We start from the raw sequence: 19,548 nt of genomic DNA on the forward strand, positions 1-19,548 counted from the left end.
CACTCTTCTCTGGTATTACGGACAGACAATAAGAAATGGAGGAGTATTGCATATGAATCAACCACACTTTACGTATGAGGCAGAAGGTCATACATTAATCGTTCATCTGCCGGAGGAACTGGATCATCATAACTGTTCCGGGTTAAAATATGAAACAGATTTAATCCTTTCCGAGAATTATATCCGCCGTATTATATTCGATTTTTCCAGAACAAGATTTATGGATTCCTCCGGAATCGGAATCCTGCTTAACCGTTACAAGCAGATGGCATTAAGCGGAGGAAGTGTAGCCATTTACGGTGCGGGATCTCAGGCTCTCCGCATTTTAAAAATGGGAGGAATTTTAAAATTAATGAAATTATATGACTCTAAGGAAGCAGCAGTCACAGGTTGAGGAGGAACATATGTCAGAACAAAACAAACCAGAAATTCTGAAAATGGAATTGGAAGCCCTGTCCCAAAATGAAGAATTTGCCAGAGTAGCAGTAGCCGTTTTTATGGCCAGACTGGATCCTACCCTGGAGGAGGTGGAGGATGTGAAAACGGCTGTCTCAGAGGCAGTCACAAACGCAGTCATCCATGGATATCAGGGGAAGGGAGGAATCATCTACATAGAAGTGACGGTTGAGGGACAGGAACTGACTGTTTCCGTCAGGGATACAGGAATTGGGATTACGGATATTAAACAGGCGATGGAACCCATGTTTACCACGGATCCTGATGGAGTCCGGTCTGGTATGGGATTCTCTTTTATGGAAGCATTTATGGATCAGGTGGAAGTTAAATCAGAGCCAGATAAGGGAACTGCGGTGATTATGAAAAAGAAGATTAGCAGGTGAGCCCTATGGATGAGACCATGAGATTGATACAAATGGCTCACGATGGAGATAAAGCGGCAAGAGACCGGCTTGTGACCGAGAATTTCGGTTTGATCTGGAGTATTGTGCGCAGATTTACAGGGCGTGGTTATGAGCCTGAGGATTTATTTCAGATTGGAAGCATTGGTTTAATGAAAGCCATCGATAAATTTGATTTATCCTATGAAGTCAAGTTTTCCACCTATGCAGTTCCAATGATAACCGGAGAGATCAAACGTTTTTTAAGAGATGACGGAATCATAAAAGTCAGCCGGTCCATTAAGGAAATGGGAATGAAGGTAAAAAATGTGCGGGAGGAGCTGGTTTACCGATTTGGAAGAGAGCCTACGGTAGAAGAGATTGCAGGAGAAATCGGGGCCAGTAAAGAAGAAGTGGCAGCTTCCATAGAAGCTGGAGCTGAGGTGGAATCGTTATATCGTTCTGTCAATAAAAATGACGAAAACAGTCTGCTTCTGATTGATAAAATAGAAGAAGAAAGTTCTGCACAGGAAGAATTGTTAAACCGTATGGTGCTTCGGGAATTGTTAACCGATTTATCGGATAAGGACAGGGAAATTATTATACGACGGTATTATTACAACGAGACCCAGAGTCAGATTGCGGATAAGCTTGGCATTTCTCAGGTTCAGGTTTCCAGGCTGGAAAAAAAGATTTTAAAACAGATGCGCGAAAAATTATAGAATAAAAAATTTCATACGGCTCATACTAATTTTGAAAAACCAGAGAAAAGGATGTGAGCATGTATGGAATCCATGAAACATAAGCTAGTCATGACGCTACTGGTCATATGCTTAATTGCAATCGCAGCTGCAATCTGGTATATGATCGCCGTTATGCCCGATGGGACTCAAAAGGAGGGAACACTTGTTGAGGCCGCTCCCAGATGGGAGATGGTTGCATGAGTAAGACCGTATATTTAAACATCAGTGAAATTACAGAGGTACACCACAAGGAAGTGCAGCTGAAAGATGTAGCTGATGTCTATTGTGACGATTCTGCCGTTATGAATAAGTGTAATGCACTGCGGATTAAAACCATTCATTCGGATCGTAACAAACGATATATTGAGAGCACACTTGATGTGATTAAAAAGCTGGTGGAAATGGACCCGGCTATTTCCGTCAATAACGTGGGCAAGGTTGATTATATCATTGATTACCACAGACCCAAATCTCCAAACTGGGTGTGGCAGTGGATAAAAACTATTTTTGTCTGCGTGATTTGTTACTGCGGTGCAGCTTTTGCAATTATGACATTTAATAACGATGTAAGCGTTACCGATGTATTCAAGGAAATTTATAAGATTATTATGAGAGAGGAATCCAATGGTTTTACAATTCTGGAAGTCAGTTATTCGGTTGGACTGGCAGTTGGAATTGTTGGATTTTTTAATCATTTTGCAAAAATCAAGATCAATACCGATCCGACCCCACTGGAGGTGGAAATGCGTCTTTATGAAGATAATATCAGCAAAACCCTGATCCAGAATGAAGGGAGAAAGGAGTCTGATATCGATGCTTCTTAAAGAGGTGTTGCTATGCTTTGTCGGATTAAGCGCTGGCGGCATCATAGCAGCCGGCGTTTTTGCCTTTTTGGCAATTATTGGAGTGTTTCCCCGCCTGATTGGATTTACTCATACAAAGAAACACATTATGCTGTATGAGTCATGTATCATTCTTGGTGGTGTGCTTGGAAATATCGGTGATATTTACGAAACACCCATTGGATTTGGAGGTAATATATTTTTAGGCGTCTTTGGACTTGCTGTGGGAATATTTATCGGCTGCCTGGTGATGTCTCTTGCAGAAACGTTGAAAGCGCTTCCTGCTATCAGCAGAAGAATTAATCTGGGCGTTGGACTGCAATATATCATTTTGTCCATCGCCCTTGGAAAACTGACCGGTTCCCTGGTGTTTTTTGCAGAACGCATCGGACAATAACAGCTTTTTACAGAATGGAGGAAAAAATGGAAGTTAATAAAAAAGCCTATGAAGCTTATGTAAAGGAAGTAACTCCGGTAAATAAAAAACTTCCCAATATCATCAAAGCTTTTTTGGTAGGAGGAATTATCTGTACCATAGGTCAGATTTGCACCACACTGATTATGAACCAGGGAGTGGAAAAGGATACTGCATCCGCCTGGACAACTTTGATTTTAATTGCGGCCAGCGTGATTCTTACAGGATTAAATATCTATCCTAAAATAACCAAGTTTGGGGGTGCAGGAGCATTGGTGCCCATAACTGGCTTTGCAAACTCTGTGGTGGCGCCTGCGGTTGAATTTAAAGCAGAGGGACAGGTATTTGGAATCGGCTGTAAGATATTTACCATTGCCGGTCCGGTAATTCTTTACGGCATATTAAGTTCGTGGATACTGGGAGTGATCGCCTATGTCCTGAAAGCCTTCGGCATAGTGTAGACCAGACTGAAAGAGAAATGGAGTGAGTAAAATGCAGGTTGGAAAAGCAAGCATAAAATTTGAAGAGCCTCCGGTAATTGAAAGTATGGCTTCCATAGTCGGAAAAAAAGAGGGAGAAGGACCCCTTGGCAAGCTTTTTGATGTAGTGGAACAGGATGATATGTTTGGGGCAGATACGTGGGAGAAGGCGGAAAGTGCACTGCAAAAGCAGACCGCAGATCTGGCAATTGAAAAAGGAGATGTCCGGAAAAAGGACATCCGTTATTTGTTCGCCGGGGATTTACTGGGACAGCTGATTGCAACATCATTTGGTACAGTTGATCTGGAAATTCCTTTATTTGGTCTTTTTGGTGCCTGCTCCACCATGGGTGAGGCCTTAAATCTTGGCTCTATGACAGTGGCTGCAGGTTATGCGGATAAAGTAATGGCAATGGCGTCCAGCCATTTTGCAACAGCTGAAAAACAGTTTCGATTTCCGCTGGGTTACGGAAGTCAGCGCCCGTCTTCTTCTTCCTGGACAGTGACCGGCTGCGGAGCTGTTATTCTTACCAAACACAGAAAAGAAGGAATTGCGGCAATTACCGGTATTACCACCGGCCGTATGGTGGATATGGGAATCAAAGATTCCATGAATATGGGAGCAGCTATGGCACCTGCCGCATTTCATACCATACAGCAGAACTTTGACGATTTTAATGTAGATGAAAATTATTATGATAAAATCATAACTGGAGATCTTGGCCAGGTCGGCCGTACCATTCTCCTGGATTTCATGAAAAATAAAGGGCATGATCTGGAGACCATCCATACAGACTGCGGGATTGAGATATTTGATCCTGATTCCCAGGATACCCATGCAGGAGGAAGCGGCTGTGGCTGTGCAGCGTCAACGCTCTGTTCTTATATATTACCAAAAATCAAGGACGGAACGTGGAAGCGGGTTCTTTTTGTACCAACTGGAGCACTGCTGTCCACAGTAAGCTTTAACGAAGGAGAAACCATTCCTGGCATTGCTCATGGAGTTATGATCGAGCATATAGACAACTAATCTGGAAAGGAGAACGCTATGGAATTTGTAAAAGCATTTCTGGTAGGCGGAGCAATCTGTGCAGTGGTTCAGGTTGTGATGGACAATACCAAGTTGATGCCTGGGCGGATTATGGTGCTTTTGGTAGTAATCGGAAGTATTCTTGGAGCCCTTGGAATCTATCAGCCCTTTAGTGACTGGGCAGGAGCAGGTGCAACGGTTCCTCTGCTGGGATTTGGCAATTCTCTATGGAAAGGCGTCTTAAAGAGCATGGGAGAGGACGGTTTTCTGGGAGTGTTTAAAGGTGGATTTACTGCAAGCGCAGTGGGCATATCCGGTGCTTTAATTTTTGGATATCTGGGATCCATTATATTCAAGCCGAAAATGAAAAGCTGATTTTTATATAAGGAGAGGGCATCAGACCTGGTTTAAGGTTTGATGCCCTTCTTCATTTTATCAATAATCTTCCCAGGGATAAATGGGTTTGTTTGCGCCGGGATTTTGTGGAATGTAGCCCGGTGCGTATTGCTGGGGCGATGTCTCATCCTCGTAAGGATAACTGCCTGGAGGTATGGTAATGGAATTTGCTGAATGAATGGTGCAATATCCAGGCATTGCGTATTTGGAATCATCTGTCTGACCGGTCTCGCCGTTTGGAAGAACCATAAATACGGCAGTTGTCCGTTCCGGACAATAAGGAGTGGGCAGCTGATGGGATACAGAACAAACAGTTGCTCTTACGTGATTGTTACATACGTCTGTAGGTACCGTTCCTTTTGCAAAGTATTCCGTATAAACAGCATTGCCTCTGGGATCTTCCGTGCAGACACCGGTCACTGCCAGTTTGCCGGATTTTCGGCAGATCTGAGCCGTTTCTACACTGTCAGGCATAGGGAAACCGGGATCTGGCTTACCTTCATGGATTCTGGTCATGATCTTGCGCCAGATTGCCTTGTGGAAGGAGGCACCTCCGTTTTGCTTTGTCAGTTTCTGGTTATCGTCGCATCCAGCCCAGATACCGGCAGTATAGTAGGGGGTATAACCTACAAACCAGATATCGTTGTTGGCTGAGGTAGTACCACTTTTTCCTGCAGCGGACATTCCCGGTATTTTAGCAGCAGGGCTGGTGGAACTGGGTCCTGAGCTGGAAAATTTCCGGCTGCTATCCATGGAAGCTGCCATCGCATCGGTTAAGAGAAATGCAGTGGAGTCTTTTAAAACACGATGGGTCTCAGGTGTATTATCAATTAATACCTTGCCGTCGTGATCCAGGATCTTGGTGAAAAAGACCGGTTTTGTATAGACTCCGCCATTGGCAATGGTGGCAAAAGCGCCGGTAAGCTCTAAGTTTGAAACTCCCTTGGTGATTCCTCCCAGTGCAAGAGCCGGATTGTAATCGGTGTCAGTCAGGGAAGTAATTCCAAAGTTTCTTGCATACTCCACACCCAGCTGGGGCTTCACTGTTTCAACCAGACATCGCACTGCCACAATGTTCATGGAATAAATGATACCGTCACGGATGCTTGAGTATCCCTGATATCCGGAGCTGTACCAGTTGGAAAATGTTTTATTGCCAATCGTATAAACAGAATCATAATAAACGGATCCCAGGGTGGCACCGCAGGTGTCCAGTGCCGGAGAGAATGCGGTGAGGATTTTAAAGGTAGAACCTGGCTGACGATAGGTGTTGCTGGCACGGTTTAATGTCAGGCTGGCCAGTTTTTGTCCCCGTCCTCCGTTAATTGCTTTTACTTCTCCTGTTTTCTGATCCATAATGACAAAGGATGCCTGAGGCTGCAGGGTTTTATGAAGGCTTTCTCCAATTATGGTATCTCCTTCTTTCAGCTGATAGCTTTTATAGCCCTGTATATCTGCCTCCGCCGCTTCTTCGTTATTGTATAAGCCATCATAGCCGTTGTCCCCCATCTCCTTGTGATAGCGCTTGACATTTTCTTCGGAGTAGTGGGTGGTTGTTCCATCCTTGTGAGTGACGGACAGCCGGTATTCGATGGAATAGCGTGCTGCAGTATAATTTTCCGGATTATTGATTTCCTCATCTACAATGGTCTGGATACCAGGATCCTGGGTTGTGTAGATGGAGAGACCTCCGCTGTATAGCATATTATGAGCCTGAGTATCGGTATAGCCTAACTTTTCTTTCATGGAAGTAATCACTTCTTCCACCAGTTTGTCTGTAAAATAACTGTATGGAGAAGCAGTTTCCTTGGTTGCAGTGTCAACATTCTGGATTCGGGAATAGACGTCATCTGCAAGAGCCTGATCTTCCTCTTCCTTTGTAATATATCCCTGATCATGCATGTATTGAAGAATGACTTTTTGCTTTTCTGCGTTATTCTTCTGACCGGAAATAGGGTTAAACTTAGAAGGGTTCTGGGTAATTCCTGCTAAAACTGCACATTCCGATAAAGTCAGTTCCGATACATTTTTGTTAAAATATCTCTTGGCAGCCACTTTGACGCCCAGGGTATTGTTGCCTAAGTTAATGGTGTTTAAGTAGTTGGTAATGATCTGCTCCTTTGACATAACACCGTCAAGTTTAATGGCCAGAAACCACTCCTGAAATTTTCGTTCCAGGCGTTCTCCAAAACTTTTTTCCATACCACCGCCAAACACACTGTTTTTGATCAGCTGCTGTGTAATGGTGCTTCCGCCTCCGGCTGTGGAATCGCCGGTCAGTACGCCTCTTACCGCTCTCATAATGGAGCGCAGGTCGATTCCGTTATGTTCCCAGAATCTGGAATCTTCATAAGAAACAAAAGCATTGACCAGATTTTTAGGAAGTTCCTCGTAAGTGGCTTCCTCTCTGTTTGAACCTGCGGTTACCAGGGTCTCAGTGACATTGCCTGCACTGTCGTAAACGGTAGTGGCATATTCGTTGGGGACAATGGTTGAGATGTCCACATCAGGAGCATTGTCTATGATTCCTTTTACCATGCCTAATAAGACGCTTGCAGCCACAATGCTTCCAAACAGGCATAGAATAAACAGACTTTTTAAAAAGGCAAGAAAAACCTTTGTAGTGTATTTCCTCGCTTTTGAATTGGCAGATTTGATCTTTCTCTCTGTCGATTGCTTGCCGTAATTCATGGGAAACCTCCTTTACCGGTTCATTATACCAAAAATTGTCGTGCAATTCAACACTTACCATTTTCGGAAGAAATTTATCCATTTATACATGGAACCTTGATCCTGCACCTTATTTTGGATATAATGGGAAAGGATTGTTTATATAGAAGAAATGAGGATGCGTATGAGAAAAGCCTATAAAATATTATACAAAGAAGGTACGGGAGAAATTATTGAGAAGAAATCCCGTTTTATAGCCAGTTTTCGGCCTGTTAAAACAGAGGAAGAGGCTCAGGCATTTATAGAGGAAATAAGAAAAAAATACTGGGATGCCAGCCACAATTGTTATGCCTGGATTTTGGGAGAGAATGGGGAAGGAAAGCGCTGCAGTGACGATGGAGAACCCAGTCAGACAGCCGGAAAGCCCATGCTTGACGTTCTGGAAGGGGAGGAAATCGTGAATCTCTGTGTGGTAGTCACCCGGTATTTCGGCGGGACCCTTCTTGGCACGGGAGGTCTTGTAAGAGCGTATTCCGGCGCGGTAAAGGAAGGCCTTAAGTCATGCACGGTACTTAATCTGGTACCGGCAAAAAAACTTATTATTGATACAGATTATAATGGAGTGGGAAAAATACAGTATCTCTTGGGCCAGTCAGATATTACGACGTTAAACAGCGAATATACGGATCGTGTCATGCTCACCGTGCTGGTGCCTGATGAGGAAGTTCTAAAGCTTCAGGCAGATATTACCGAGGCTACAGGAGGGAAAGCAAATCTTGAGACAGGCGATTCTGTATTTTTTGGCATACACGAAAAAGAAGTCTTATTGTTTCCGGAAGGATCATAGATTTGCAGAAAATAAAAAAAATCTTGCAATATTATATTTCAGGTGTTATACTAATAAATCGTGATAATGTAGATGAAACTAAGGGCATAGCAGGTCCTTAGTTTTTTATGATATGGGAGTGAATTACCTGTATTATGCTTGAATAACAGAAAGAAGAGTACATTTATGAAGATGAAAAGAGAAGACGTCAGGAATGTGGCAATCATTGCCCACGTCGATCATGGTAAAACTACGCTTGTGGATGCCCTGTTAAAGCAGAGCGGTGTATTCCGTGAGAATCAGGAAGTGGTAGAGCGCGTTATGGATTCCAACGATATTGAAAGAGAGCGCGGAATCACCATCTTATCCAAGAATACGGCAGTTCATTTCAGAGATACAAAGATTAACATTATTGATACGCCTGGACATGCGGATTTCGGCGGAGAAGTAGAGCGTGTATTAAAGATGGTTAACGGAGTTATTCTGGTGGTAGACGCTTATGAAGGTGTTATGCCCCAGACCAAGTTCGTATTAAGAAAAGCACTGGAATTAGGACTTTCTGTGGTAGCCTGTATCAATAAGATTGACAGACCGGAAGCAAGACCGGAAGAAGTAGAAGAAGAAGTGTTAGAGCTTCTTATGGATCTTGATGCAAGTGAAGAGCAGCTGGATTGTCCGTTCCTTTATGCTTCCGCAAAAGCTGGATTTGCAAAAAAAGAGCTGGGAGATGAAGGCGTTGACATGGCTCCTTTATTCCAGACAGTCATTGACCACATTCCTGCACCAGAAGGAGATCCGGAAGCTTCTACCCAGCTTTTAATCAGTACCATTGATTATAATGAGTATGTGGGACGAATCGGAGTTGGTAAAGTAGATAACGGTAAAATCAGAGTTAACCAGGAATGCGTTATAGTCAATCATCATGATCCTGACAAATTCCGCAAGGTTAAGGTTGGTAAGCTGTATGAATACGAGGGTCTTAATAAGGTAGAAGTACAGGAAGCAGGAATTGGTGCCATTGTAGCGATCTCAGGTATTGCAGATATCCATATCGGTGATACTCTCTGTTCTGTAGAAAACCCGGAAGCCATTCCGTTCCAGAAGATTTCTGAACCAACAATCGCCATGAATTTCATGGTAAATGACAGCCCTCTCGCAGGACAGGAAGGTAAATTTATCACTTCCCGTCATTTAAGAGAACGTTTATTCCGCGAATTAAATACAGATGTCAGCCTTCGTGTGGAGGAGACAGAATCTCCGGACTGCTTTAAGGTTTCCGGCAGAGGAGAACTTCATTTATCTGTACTGATTGAGAATATGAGACGGGAAGGCTTTGAATTTGCAGTAAGTAAAGCAGAAGTTTTGTATCATTATGACGAAAGAAACAGAAAACTGGAACCAATGGAAATCGCTTATATCGATGTACCGGAAGAGTTTACCGGAGCTGTTATTCAGAAGCTTACAGGCCGTAAGGGTGAGCTTCAGGGCATGAGCCCGGCTAACGGCGGATATACAAGACTGGAATTTTCCATTCCATCCAGAGGATTAATCGGCTACCGTGGTGAATTTATGACAGACACCAAGGGTAACGGAATTATGAATACTACATTTGATGATTATGCTCCGTTTAAGGGTGAATTGTCTTATAGAAAGTCCGGATCCTTAATCGCTTTTGAATCAGGCGAATCCATAACCTATGGTCTTTACAATGCCCAGGAGAGAGGAATCCTGTTTATTGGAGCTGGTGTGAAGGTATATTCCGGTATGGTAATCGGACAGAATCCCAAGGCGGAAGATATTGAAATTAATATCTGTAAGGCAAAGAAACTGACCAATACCCGTTCTTCCGGAGCAGATGACGCTTTGAAACTCAGCCCTCCAAAGGAGATGAGCTTAGAGCAGTCTCTTGACTTTATTGATGTTGATGAGCTATTGGAGATCACCCCGGTCAGCCTTCGAATCAGAAAGAAAATTCTGGATCCAACCATCAGAAAACGTTCTTCTCAGAATAAAAAATCTTTAGTATAAATTGTTATAAACAGGAGAATACTGACGCAGATCGCCGAAATATCGCCGATCAGTCAGCATTCTCCGTTATTTTTTGTGCATTCTGCCTCCTTCTGTCGATATTTTTGGTATGCTTTTTATCATTTTCATGTATTCTGCCACATAAATTTAATATTAGCTGTGAAGCATATTAGCAAATTAGTGAAAGAAGAGGAGAAATACTATGTCAGAAAAAATGATTGAAAACAACAAAGTAAGCGTTATCGGAGAGATTGTCTCCGGCTTCACCTTCAGCCATGAGGTTTTTGGAGAAGGATTCTATATGGTGGACATTGCGGTAAACCGTCTCAGCGATCAGGCAGACGTGATTCCGCTGATGATCTCCGAACGTCTCATCGACGTGGAAGGAAATTACGAAAGTTGTACCATAGAAGCGGTTGGTCAGTTCCGTTCCTATAATCGTCATGAAGGAACAAAGAACCGCCTCGTACTTTCCGTATTTGTCCGCGAGATCCATTTTATGGAAGAGTTTACAGATTACACAAAAACCAATCAAATTTTTCTGGATGGATATATCTGCAAAGCACCCATTTACAGAAAAACCCCGTTAGGCAGGGAAATTGCAGATTTACTCCTTGCAGTTAACCGCCCTTATGGAAAGTCCGATTACATACCCTGTATTGCATGGGGAAGAAATGCAAGATATGCTTCTGGTTTTACAGTAGGCACCAGAGTTAAAGTCTGGGGAAGAGTTCAGAGCAGAGAGTATACCAAAAAGCTCACGGATACGGAATGTGAAAAGAGAGTGGCTTACGAGGTATCGGTCAGCAAGCTGGAATGCTCCGAATAAAATATTATTAATATATTAAGGAAATAATAAGAAAACTTGAAAAAATATTAATTTTATGATACGATAAGCAGGTTCTAACATAATAAGTAAATAATTGCTTTTTAGCTGTTATGAGGTGCTGAAAGATGAATCGAGGTACGATACAGGTTATATGCGGGGAAGGAAAAGGTAAGACGTCTTCTGCACTCGGCATGGGAATCGAGGCTCTGACGAAGAACAGAACTGTCATCATGATCCAGTTTTTGAAAGGCTGTCAGGGACGTGGATCTCTGGAGATTATGAAAAGACTGGAACCGGAGATGAAGATCTTCCGGTTTGAAAAGTGCGATGGATTATTTGAGAATCTGTCCATGGAACGGCAGGAAGAGGAACGCATGAATATCCGCAATGGTCTTAATTTTGCCAGAAAAGTAGTCTCTACAGGAGAATGCGATATGCTGATCCTGGATGAAATTCTTGGACTTTTAGATCAGGGAATTGTAGAAGCGGGAGAACTCATAAAACTTCTTCAGTCTAAAGTGGATGAGATGGAGGTCGTATTAACCGGTAAGGTATTTTCAAAAGAGATAGAACCTTATGTAGACAGTATTCTGGAAATCAATCATGTTAAAGTTGACAATACAAAATAATAATGTTAGTATGGTAACATACATAATAGAGTAGAGGTTGCGTTGCTTATCAGTATATTGTCCGATGTATCAGGTACAGAGGAGGACAGTGGAAAGGAAGAGACGCCGAAGAACGGTATGGCCTGAACATATCTGTTCTGGGCATATGGTTAAGAGCCATATGACTGTCATCCGTATGGATGGGGAGCTACTTAAAGAAAGATGAGATTACCAGATTCTGGACTTTAAGAGCTGACCCTGTTGTCAGCTCTGTTTTTTCGTTTTGACAGGAAGAACAGAGTGTCAAAGGGCCCTTAGAAGTTTACTATGTATAACGATAAAGAATCAGGAGGATAAGACCATGGCAATTTTTGAAGGCGCAGGAGTAGCGCTTGTAACACCGTTTCAGGAAAACGGATTAGTCAATTATGAGGTACTTGAAAAATTGGTAGAGGAGCAGATAGCGGAGGGAACCGATGCCATTGTTGCATGCGGAACCACTGGAGAAGCTTCCACCATGACTCATGAGGAACATCTGGATGTAATCAGATATGTATGTGAGGTAACGAAGAAAAGAATTCCAGTCATAGCCGGAACTGGTTCTAATTGCACAGATACAGCTGTTTATCTGTCTGTGGAAGCACAAAAGCTGGGAGCGGATGGACTTCTTCTGGTATCTCCGTATTACAATAAGGCGACGCAGAACGGATTAAAGGCTCATTTTAAAGCTGTGGCAGATGCTGTGAATATTCCGATTCTTCTATATAATATCCCAGGCAGAACCGGTGTCACCATAAAAGCTGAGACCATTGCAGATCTCTGTCTTACTGTTCCTAATATTTTAGGCGTGAAAGAGGCCAGCGGTGATTTTTCTGCCATTGCTGATTTAATGAGTCTGACGGATGGGAAGGCCGATGTTTATTCCGGCAATGATAATCAGATTGTTCCCATGATGTCTCTGGGCGGAAAAGGAGTTATCTCTGTTTTATCCAATGTTGCTCCTGCAAAGACACATGAGATCTGTCAGGCGTATTTTGACGGTGATGTGAAGCGCAGTGCAAGACTTCAGCTGGAAGCAATTCCATTAATTAATGCGTTATTCAGTGAAGTCAATCCCATTCCTGTAAAAGCAGCATTAAATATTATGGGAAGACAGGCAGGACCAATGCGTCTTCCGTTAACTGAAATGGAAGAGAAAAATCAGGAAAAATTAAAAATTGCCATGAAAGAGTATGGAATTTTATAAGAAGTATATGCTATACATATGGAGGAAATCATGATTAAGATGATAATGCACGGCTGTAACGGGGCTATGGGACAGGTCATTTCCGGTATTGCAGCGGAAGAGAATAATATAGAAATTGTTGCCGGTATCGATCCCAACATGACGAAAGAAAATCCGTATCCCGTATTTTCTTCTTTAGAGTCCTGTGATGTAGAAGCGGATGTAATCGTTGATTTCACTTCTGCTAAAGCTGTGGAGGGTCTCCTTCATTACAGCATTGAAAAGCAGATTCCGGTAGTTTTGTGTACAACGGGACTTTCTGAGGATCAGGTAAAGATGGTTGAAGAGGCATCCAGACAGGTAGCAGTGCTTCGGTCTGCCAATATGTCTCTGGGCGTTAATCTGTTAATGAAGCTTATAAAGGATGCTGCGCTTGTCCTTGCCAGCGCTGGTTTCGATATTGAGATTTTAGAAAAACATCACAATAAGAAACTGGATGCCCCCAGTGGGACAGCACTTGCTCTTGCAGATTCCATTAATGAGGCGATGGATCAGGAATTCCATTACGTTTATGAAAGAAGCCAGGTAAGAAAAGCAAGAGACAAAAAAGAAATTGGAATATCTGCAGTTCGCGGCGGCACCATTGTAGGAGAACACGACGTGATTTTTGCCGGAACTGATGAAGTTGTTACCTTTCAGCATACCGCGTATTCCAAAGCTATTTTTGCAAGAGGAGCAGTTTCTGCTGCCAAATTTTTAGCAGGGAAAAAGCCCGGACTCTATACAATGAAAGATGTGATAGAAAACTGATTTGACAAAATTTTCCACTATAATTCATTTCTCCTTGACACATACTAAGCATAGAACATGAAAGGAGAAGTATTATGAAGAAGATAAAACCATATGTATTTGCAATTCTTGTCATTATGTCAGTAATGTGCCTGACAGCATGCGGTACAACCAAAGGAACTGACGGAACAACAAAAGCAGGAACAGGAACTACTACAGCAGCTCAGACAACTGCAGGAGCCACAAAAGAACCGACTACAACCACAGCTGGTACGACAAAAGCTGATCAGGGCAAGGAAAGTACAGGCGTTATCAATGGTGCTGTAAAAGACGTGGAAAAAGGCGTTGATAAAATTACCGGTGAAAGTAATGGTCAGCCTACCACAGAAAGTACAACAGCAGCAAAATAATTTTTTATAAAAAGCTTCGGCATAAAATTTATGCTTGAAGCTTTTTTTACTTTCGTATATAATCTAATCAGACACATATCTTAAATTCTATTGATCTGTTTTCCCGTTTTTCTTCCATACCCCTTAATGTTATGCCTTTTATCAGTCAGGAGCCTGTTTATGAATTATATTTTAAAAAATTATTGCATACTGAGATATAATAAAAGAAAGAAGCCATGGAGAAGTTTGAAATGGGCATTTAACCGCGAGAAAAGTCGCAGCAGGCTGCGTTATCTTTTATATTGCTGCCTGTTTATCGAAGCTGCCCTGGCCTTTCCCAGTGAAAGAGACCGAATTTGCAGAGAACTGGTAAAAATATATACAGTGAAAGATGAGATCATGGAAGAAGCAATTACTGAGATTACTTCTTTTGAAGGAACAGAGGGAGAAATGAGAGAACGTGGCGTTCTGCTGAATTTAAAAGAAGGCGAATTAAAATTCTGGCAGAAAGTGGAGCGGCAGATCCTGGGCGAATCACATTGAGAAACAGACATGTATATTGGTCATTAGTATTTATAATAATAAAACCAGTTGCATTCCAATTTTCACTGTATTATAATTTCTACTGAAACACCAGAGTTTTATTTGAAAAACTTATAAATTAATTCAGAAAAGGACAGGTGGATACCGTGGAGAAAAAAGAAATGCTGTATGAGGGAAAAGCAAAGAAGGTCTATACTACTGAAGATCCGGACGTGTTAATTGTTTCTTATAAAGATGATGCCACAGCTTTCAATGGTCTTAAAAAAGGTACCATTGTTGGAAAAGGTGCAATCAACAACCGTATGACTAATTTCGTTTTCAAAAAATTAGAAGCCAAAGGTGTTCCGACTCATCTGGTTGAAGAGTTAAATGACCGTGAAACTGCAGTAAAAAAAGTAGAGATCGTTCCTCTTGAGGTAATCATCAGAAACTATTCTGCAGGTAGTTTTGCAAAAAAGATGGGTATGGAAGAGGGAATTAAGTTTGCCTGTCCGACACTTGAATTCAGCTATAAAAATGATGATCTGGGAGATCCGTTTATTAACGATTATTACGCTCTGGCTCTTAATCTTGCAACAAAGGAAGAGATTGAAGCTATCACAAAGTATGCGTTTTTAGTAAACGAGGTTCTCATTGAGTATTTTGACACCTTAAACATTGATCTGATTGACTTTAAGATCGAGTTTGGCCGTTACCACGGACAGATTATTCTTGCCGACGAGATTTCTCCTGATACATGCAGACTGTGGGATAAGGACACCCACGAAAAACTGGATAAGGATCGCTTCCGCAGAGATTTAGGCGGTGTGGAAGACGCATATGAGGAGATATTCCGCCGTCTTGGAATTCAGTAAACAGCACAGAGAGGGTAGATATTTCATGAGTAACGAATTGAACTTCAATATAGAAGAAGAGTTACATGAGGAGTGCGGCGTCTTGGGCATCTATGATTTTGACGGCGGCGACGTTGCTTCCACCATTTATTACGGTCTGTTTGCATTACAGCACAGAGGACAGGAGAGCTGCGGAATTGCTGTCAGTGATACCGAAGGTCCGAAAGGAAAAGTAAGTGCGCATAAGGGGATGGGATTATGTAACGAAGTTTTTACTCCCGAGGTTTTGGAAGGTCTTCATGGAAATATCGGAGTAGGCCATGTTCGTTATTCAACGGCAGGCAGCAGTACACGGGAAAATGCCCAGCCTCTTGTTCTTAATTATGTAAAAGGTACTCTTGCCATGGCTCATAACGGAAATCTGGTGAATGCGCCGGAGCTTCGCAGAGAGCTGGAGTACAGCGGTGCGATTTTTCAGACTACAATCGATTCAGAAGTAATCGCGTATCATGTTGCCAGAGAGCGGGTTAAAACCCCTTCCGTAGAGGCGGCAGTTGCCAATGCCATGAAAAAAATCGTGGGAGCTTATTCCCTGGTTGTTATGAGTCCCCGTAAGCTGATCGGAGCCAGGGATCCATACGGATTTAAGCCGTTGTGCATTGGGAAACGGGATAATTCTTACATCATTGTATCAGAAAGCTGCGCCCTTGATACCATAGGTGCGGAATTTGTCCGTGATGTTCTGCCTGGTGAAATTGTAACTATAACAAAAGACGGAATTGCTTCAGACACAAGCCTCTGCTTTAAAGAAAGATCCAGGGAGGCCAGGTGTGTATTTGAATATATTTATTTTGCAAGGCCGGACAGCGTATTTGACGGAGTGAGTGTCTATCATTCCAGGCTTTGTGCAGGCCGTGCGCTGGCTGTGGATTCACCGGTAGAGGCAGATGTTGTTGTGGGAGTTCCGGAATCCGGTAATGCAGCTGCCCTTGGATATTCTCTTCAGTCAGGAATTCCTTATGGAACTGCATTTGTGAAGAATTCCTATGTAGGCCGGACTTTCATTAAGCCAAAGCAGAGTTACCGGGAATCATCGGTGAGAATCAAGTTAAACGTACTTAAAGAAGCAGTTGTGGGGAAACGGGTAATCATGATTGACGATTCCATAGTCAGGGGAACTACCAGCGCCCTGATTGTAAACATGCTTCGGGAGGCCGGTGCCAAAGAGGTTCATGTACGGATCAGTGCGCCGCCCTTTTTACACCCCTGTTATTTCGGAACGGATATTCCAGATGAAGATCAGCTGATCGCTCATAACAGAAGCATTGACGAGATACGGGATCTTCTTGGAGCAGACTCCCTGTCTTATTTAAATATAGATCGTCTGAATGAGATGGCGGAAGGACTGCCCATCTGTACGGCATGCTTCAGCGGAAACTATCCCATTGAACCGCCGAAAGAAGACATACGCGGTGAATACAGCAGATAATATGACTTAAAAATCAGGGGCTGTCATGCCGGTTTGCGTTGCATAACCGGAAGGCGGTCCCTGACTGCTCTTCCCATAATAAAGAAACTATGATAAAATAACTCTACAACGAAACCCAAGGAGGAATGAAAATAACATGACAGATCGTTACCAAAGCCCGCTGTCTGAGCGTTATGCCAGCAAGGAGATGCAGTACATTTTTTCTCCTGATAAGAAATTTAAGACCTGGAGAAAACTGTGGATTGCTCTGGCAGAAGTAGAAAAGGAACTTGGACTTCCCATTACGGAAGAACAGATAGAGGAACTGAAGGCGTTTCAGGATGATGTAAATTACGAGGTAGCCATACAGCGGGAAAAAGAAGTCCGCCACGATGTAATGTCTCACGTATATGCATATGGAGTTCAGTGTCCCAAGGCAAAAGGCATTATTCATCTTGGAGCCACCTCCTGTTATGTGGGTGATAATACAGATATTATTGTTATGACAGAAGCACTTGTGCTGGTGCGGAAAAAACTGATTAACGTAATTTCTGAGCTGGCAAAGTTTGCAGACAGCTATAAGGAGTTACCAACTCTTGCATTTACCCATTTTCAGCCTGCCCAGCCTACGACTGTAGGGAAAAGAGCTACGTTATGGCTCCATGATCTTACCATGGATCTGGAGGATCTGGATTATCTTCTTGATTCCATACGCCTTCTTGGTTCCAAGGGAACAACGGGAACCCAGGCAAGCTTTTTAGAACTGTTTGACGGAGACATGGACAGAGTGAGAAAAGTGGATGCCATGATCGCAGAGAAGATGGGATATAAGGGCTGTTATCCGGTATCTGGTCAGACCTACTCCCGTAAAGTGGACAGCCGTGTGGTCAACGTTCTGGCAGGAATTGCTCAGAGCGCTCATAAGTTCTCCAATGATATCCGCCTTCTTCAGCATTTAAAAGAGGTGGAAGAGCCATTTGAAAAGAGCCAGATCGGTTCTTCAGCCATGGCTTATAAGAGAAACCCCATGAGAAGTGAGAGAATTGCCTCCCTGTCCAATTACGTGATGGCAGATGTGATGAATCCCATGCTTGTTTCTTCCACCCAGTGGTTTGAACGGACACTGGATGACTCTGCAAACAAACGTCTGAGTGTGCCGGAAGGCTTTCTTGCAATAGATGGAATTCTGGATCTCTATCTCAATGTGGTAGACGGCCTGGTGGTTTATCCCAAGGTTATTGAAAAACATATGATGGCAGAACTTCCTTTCATGGCGACAGAGAACATCATGATGGATGCGGTAAAAGCAGGCGGCGACAGACAGGAACTCCATGAGCGGATCAGGGAGCTTTCCATGGAAGCCGGAAAGAATGTGAAAGTAAACGGACTTGATAACAATCTGCTGGAACTGATTGCAGCAGACCCATCTTTTAATCTTTCATTAGAAGAACTGAAAAAAAGCATGGATCCTAAAAAATATGTAGGCTGCGCCCCGGCTCAGGTTACCATATACCTTGATGAGGTAATTCGTCCTCTTCTTAAGGACAACCAGGAACTTCTTGGTATGACAGCAGAAATCAATGTATAAGAAAGCTGCGGACAGACTGATCTTTATCAATGAGTCTGTCTGCAGTTTTTTGTGTGTCAGGAGGAACAATGAGCAGTAGTCTGGAATATTATAAAGTTTTTTACTATGTGGCAACCTTAGGCAGCATTACACTGGCATCAGAAAAACTCTGCATCTCCCAGCCGGCAGTCAGCCAGGCGGTCCGGCAGCTGGAACTGTCACTGGACTGCCAGCTTTTTATGCGGATGTCAAAAGGAGTAAAGCTGACCAGAGAAGGAGAATTTTTATTCGATTATGTAAAATCCGGTTTAGAGAACATCTGGCACGGGGAAAATATGTTAAGACGGATGCGGGATTTAGAGACCGGTGAAGTTCGCATAGGAGCAAGTGATATGACACTTCAGTTTTATTTACTCCCTTATCTGGAAAAATTTCACGAACTATATCCGGGAATTAAAGTAACGGTTTCCAATGGTCCCACGCCGGAAACACTCCGCTTTCTATATGAAGGGAAGATTGATTTCGGTGTGGTCAGCACTCCCTTTGAGGCAAGGAGCGAGGTGAAAAGTGCTCCTGTAAAGGAAGTCCGCAATGTTTTTATTGCAGGTGAGAAGTTTAAGCATCTGGAAGGGAAAAAACTGAGTTATGATATCCTGAAGGATCTCCCCTGTATTTTTTTGGAAAAGAATACCAGCACCCGGACCTTTATGGATCAGTTCTTAAAAGAGCGGGAGGTGGAGGTGGAACCGGAATTTGAGCTTTCCACCAGCGATATGATCGTTCAGTTTGCCATGCGGAATTTAGGAATTGGCTGTGTAATGTCAGGATTTGCCCAGATGGAGCTTGAGAAAGGTAACCTGATAGAACTGCAGTTTGAAGACCCCATGCCTGGACGGCAGTTTGCTATTATTACAGACAGTAAAACTCCCATTTCTCCTGCTGGGAAGAAGATTCTGAAACTGATGATTGATGATATAAGTTAAACTTATGCCAAATATAAATAATATTGACTTTACTTATGTGAATCTTTGC

General features: G+C 42.9%; 22 protein-coding genes and 1 riboswitch. Of the genes, 21 read left to right on the plus strand and 1 reads right to left on the minus strand.

Annotated features, from left to right (window positions below):
• The first annotated feature begins 52 nt into the window (after positions 1–52).
• The 9 genes from BXY41_RS21955 (at position 53) to spoVAE (ending at position 4,720) form a co-directional block, all read left to right on the plus strand.
• A complete protein-coding gene (locus BXY41_RS21955) occupies positions 53–394 on the plus strand; it encodes an STAS domain-containing protein (protein ID WP_104439016.1) in 342 nt (113 codons plus the stop codon).
• A 10-nt stretch (positions 395–404) separates the two neighbouring features.
• On the plus strand, positions 405–839 hold the full coding sequence (spoIIAB, locus tag BXY41_RS21960) for an anti-sigma F factor (protein WP_104439017.1): 435 nt from the start codon (positions 405–407) through the stop codon (positions 837–839).
• 5 nt (positions 840–844) lie between these two features.
• A complete protein-coding gene (sigF, locus tag BXY41_RS21965) occupies positions 845–1,558 on the plus strand; it encodes an RNA polymerase sporulation sigma factor SigF (protein WP_104439018.1) in 714 nt (237 codons plus the stop codon).
• A gap of 63 nt (positions 1,559–1,621) precedes the next feature.
• Positions 1,622–1,780 (plus strand): hypothetical protein, encoded by a 159-nt coding sequence (locus BXY41_RS26880; RefSeq protein ID WP_170072536.1) that lies wholly within the window; start codon positions 1,622–1,624, stop codon positions 1,778–1,780.
• Positions 1,777–2,403, plus strand: a complete 627-nt coding sequence (locus BXY41_RS21970; protein WP_104439019.1) for a stage V sporulation protein AA — start codon at positions 1,777–1,779, stop codon at positions 2,401–2,403. The genes BXY41_RS26880 and BXY41_RS21970 overlap by 4 nt, the downstream gene beginning before the upstream one ends.
• Positions 2,393–2,818 carry a stage V sporulation protein AB gene (locus BXY41_RS21975; RefSeq protein WP_104439020.1) on the plus strand — a complete coding sequence of 142 codons (426 nt, stop codon included), beginning with the start codon at positions 2,393–2,395 and terminating at the stop codon, positions 2,816–2,818. The genes BXY41_RS21970 and BXY41_RS21975 overlap by 11 nt, the downstream gene beginning before the upstream one ends.
• Positions 2,819–2,844: 26 nt before the next feature.
• Positions 2,845–3,297, plus strand: coding sequence for a SpoVA/SpoVAEb family sporulation membrane protein (locus BXY41_RS21980; RefSeq protein ID WP_104439021.1), 453 nt, complete (start codon positions 2,845–2,847; stop codon positions 3,295–3,297).
• Between the two features lie 31 nt (positions 3,298–3,328).
• Complete coding sequence (spoVAD, locus tag BXY41_RS21985; protein ID WP_170072538.1) at positions 3,329–4,345, plus strand: stage V sporulation protein AD; 1,017 nt, start codon at positions 3,329–3,331, stop codon at positions 4,343–4,345.
• A gap of 18 nt (positions 4,346–4,363) precedes the next feature.
• Positions 4,364–4,720 carry a stage V sporulation protein AE gene (gene spoVAE, locus BXY41_RS21990; RefSeq protein WP_104439023.1) on the plus strand — a complete coding sequence of 119 codons (357 nt, stop codon included), beginning with the start codon at positions 4,364–4,366 and terminating at the stop codon, positions 4,718–4,720.
• Positions 4,721–4,780: 60 nt separating this feature from the next.
• Here spoVAE and BXY41_RS21995 read toward each other — a convergent pair whose 3' ends face one another.
• A complete protein-coding gene (locus tag BXY41_RS21995; protein ID WP_104439024.1) occupies positions 4,781–7,432 on the minus strand; it encodes a transglycosylase domain-containing protein in 2,652 nt (883 codons plus the stop codon).
• A gap of 163 nt (positions 7,433–7,595) precedes the next feature.
• Between BXY41_RS21995 and BXY41_RS22000 the strand changes: the two genes are divergently transcribed.
• The 12 genes from BXY41_RS22000 (at position 7,596) to BXY41_RS22055 (ending at position 19,499) form a co-directional block, all read left to right on the plus strand.
• Entirely contained in the window at positions 7,596–8,258 is a 663-nt protein-coding gene (locus BXY41_RS22000) for a YigZ family protein (protein WP_104439025.1), read from the plus strand.
• 165 nt (positions 8,259–8,423) lie between these two features.
• Positions 8,424–10,265 carry a translational GTPase TypA gene (gene typA / locus BXY41_RS22005; protein WP_104439026.1) on the plus strand — a complete coding sequence of 614 codons (1,842 nt, stop codon included), beginning with the start codon at positions 8,424–8,426 and terminating at the stop codon, positions 10,263–10,265.
• 202 nt (positions 10,266–10,467) lie between these two features.
• Positions 10,468–11,094 carry a single-stranded DNA-binding protein gene (locus BXY41_RS22010; RefSeq protein WP_104439027.1) on the plus strand — a complete coding sequence of 209 codons (627 nt, stop codon included), beginning with the start codon at positions 10,468–10,470 and terminating at the stop codon, positions 11,092–11,094.
• A 125-nt stretch (positions 11,095–11,219) separates the two neighbouring features.
• The gene (locus BXY41_RS22015) at positions 11,220–11,723 is read left to right on the plus strand and encodes a cob(I)yrinic acid a,c-diamide adenosyltransferase (RefSeq protein WP_104439028.1); all 504 of its coding nucleotides are present in this window, start codon (positions 11,220–11,222) and stop codon (positions 11,721–11,723) included.
• Between the two features lie 23 nt (positions 11,724–11,746).
• Positions 11,747–11,921: riboswitch (Lysine riboswitch) on the plus strand.
• Between the two features lie 142 nt (positions 11,922–12,063).
• Positions 12,064–12,948: a 4-hydroxy-tetrahydrodipicolinate synthase gene (gene dapA, locus BXY41_RS22020; protein ID WP_104439029.1), complete on the plus strand. Its 885-nt coding sequence runs from the start codon at positions 12,064–12,066 to the stop codon at positions 12,946–12,948.
• A gap of 30 nt (positions 12,949–12,978) precedes the next feature.
• The gene (gene dapB, locus BXY41_RS22025) at positions 12,979–13,737 is read left to right on the plus strand and encodes a 4-hydroxy-tetrahydrodipicolinate reductase (protein ID WP_104439030.1); all 759 of its coding nucleotides are present in this window, start codon (positions 12,979–12,981) and stop codon (positions 13,735–13,737) included.
• A gap of 74 nt (positions 13,738–13,811) precedes the next feature.
• Positions 13,812–14,126, plus strand: a complete 315-nt coding sequence (locus BXY41_RS22030) for a hypothetical protein (RefSeq protein ID WP_104439031.1) — start codon at positions 13,812–13,814, stop codon at positions 14,124–14,126.
• A 159-nt stretch (positions 14,127–14,285) separates the two neighbouring features.
• Complete coding sequence (locus BXY41_RS22035) at positions 14,286–14,648, plus strand: hypothetical protein (RefSeq protein ID WP_104439032.1); 363 nt, start codon at positions 14,286–14,288, stop codon at positions 14,646–14,648.
• A gap of 146 nt (positions 14,649–14,794) precedes the next feature.
• A complete protein-coding gene (gene purC / locus BXY41_RS22040) occupies positions 14,795–15,502 on the plus strand; it encodes a phosphoribosylaminoimidazolesuccinocarboxamide synthase (RefSeq protein ID WP_104439033.1) in 708 nt (235 codons plus the stop codon).
• Positions 15,503–15,527: 25 nt separating this feature from the next.
• Positions 15,528–16,970 carry an amidophosphoribosyltransferase gene (gene purF / locus BXY41_RS22045; RefSeq protein ID WP_104439068.1) on the plus strand — a complete coding sequence of 481 codons (1,443 nt, stop codon included), beginning with the start codon at positions 15,528–15,530 and terminating at the stop codon, positions 16,968–16,970.
• A gap of 136 nt (positions 16,971–17,106) precedes the next feature.
• Entirely contained in the window at positions 17,107–18,537 is a 1,431-nt protein-coding gene (gene purB, locus BXY41_RS22050; protein WP_104439034.1) for an adenylosuccinate lyase, read from the plus strand.
• A gap of 68 nt (positions 18,538–18,605) precedes the next feature.
• Positions 18,606–19,499: a LysR family transcriptional regulator gene (locus BXY41_RS22055; protein ID WP_104439035.1), complete on the plus strand. Its 894-nt coding sequence runs from the start codon at positions 18,606–18,608 to the stop codon at positions 19,497–19,499.
• Positions 19,500–19,548: the final 49 nt, after the last annotated feature.

It is taken from the genome of Lacrimispora xylanisolvens, from assembly GCF_002934545.1.
Classification (GTDB): Bacteria; Bacillota; Clostridia; order Lachnospirales; family Lachnospiraceae; genus Lacrimispora; species Lacrimispora xylanisolvens.

Excerpts from the sequence above, each read along its gene's own strand:
- purF (WP_104439068.1), top strand. The coding sequence starts at position 15,528 with ATGAGTAACGAATTGAACTTCAATATAGAAGAAGAGTTACATGAGGAG.
- BXY41_RS22015 (WP_104439028.1), top strand. The coding sequence starts at position 11,220 with ATGAATCGAGGTACGATACAGGTTATATGCGGGGAAGGAAAAGGTAAG.
- BXY41_RS22000 (WP_104439025.1), top strand. The coding sequence starts at position 7,596 with ATGAGAAAAGCCTATAAAATATTATACAAAGAAGGTACGGGAGAAATT.
- spoVAE (WP_104439023.1), top strand. The coding sequence starts at position 4,364 with ATGGAATTTGTAAAAGCATTTCTGGTAGGCGGAGCAATCTGTGCAGTG.
- BXY41_RS22035 (WP_104439032.1), top strand. The coding sequence starts at position 14,286 with ATGAATTATATTTTAAAAAATTATTGCATACTGAGATATAATAAAAGA.
- BXY41_RS21975 (WP_104439020.1), top strand. The coding sequence starts at position 2,393 with ATGCTTCTTAAAGAGGTGTTGCTATGCTTTGTCGGATTAAGCGCTGGC.
- BXY41_RS22030 (WP_104439031.1), top strand. The coding sequence starts at position 13,812 with ATGAAGAAGATAAAACCATATGTATTTGCAATTCTTGTCATTATGTCA.
- dapB (WP_104439030.1), top strand. The coding sequence starts at position 12,979 with ATGATTAAGATGATAATGCACGGCTGTAACGGGGCTATGGGACAGGTC.
- sigF (WP_104439018.1), top strand. The coding sequence starts at position 845 with ATGGATGAGACCATGAGATTGATACAAATGGCTCACGATGGAGATAAA.
- spoIIAB (WP_104439017.1), top strand. The coding sequence starts at position 405 with ATGTCAGAACAAAACAAACCAGAAATTCTGAAAATGGAATTGGAAGCC.
- BXY41_RS21995 (WP_104439024.1), bottom strand. The coding sequence starts at position 7,432 with ATGAATTACGGCAAGCAATCGACAGAGAGAAAGATCAAATCTGCCAAT.
- BXY41_RS21980 (WP_104439021.1), top strand. The coding sequence starts at position 2,845 with ATGGAAGTTAATAAAAAAGCCTATGAAGCTTATGTAAAGGAAGTAACT.
- purB (WP_104439034.1), top strand. The coding sequence starts at position 17,107 with ATGACAGATCGTTACCAAAGCCCGCTGTCTGAGCGTTATGCCAGCAAG.
- BXY41_RS21970 (WP_104439019.1), top strand. The coding sequence starts at position 1,777 with ATGAGTAAGACCGTATATTTAAACATCAGTGAAATTACAGAGGTACAC.
- dapA (WP_104439029.1), top strand. The coding sequence starts at position 12,064 with ATGGCAATTTTTGAAGGCGCAGGAGTAGCGCTTGTAACACCGTTTCAG.
- BXY41_RS22055 (WP_104439035.1), top strand. The coding sequence starts at position 18,606 with ATGAGCAGTAGTCTGGAATATTATAAAGTTTTTTACTATGTGGCAACC.
- spoVAD (WP_170072538.1), top strand. The coding sequence starts at position 3,329 with ATGCAGGTTGGAAAAGCAAGCATAAAATTTGAAGAGCCTCCGGTAATT.
- BXY41_RS26880 (WP_170072536.1), top strand. The coding sequence starts at position 1,622 with ATGGAATCCATGAAACATAAGCTAGTCATGACGCTACTGGTCATATGC.
- BXY41_RS22010 (WP_104439027.1), top strand. The coding sequence starts at position 10,468 with ATGTCAGAAAAAATGATTGAAAACAACAAAGTAAGCGTTATCGGAGAG.
- BXY41_RS21955 (WP_104439016.1), top strand. The coding sequence starts at position 53 with ATGAATCAACCACACTTTACGTATGAGGCAGAAGGTCATACATTAATC.
- typA (WP_104439026.1), top strand. The coding sequence starts at position 8,424 with ATGAAGATGAAAAGAGAAGACGTCAGGAATGTGGCAATCATTGCCCAC.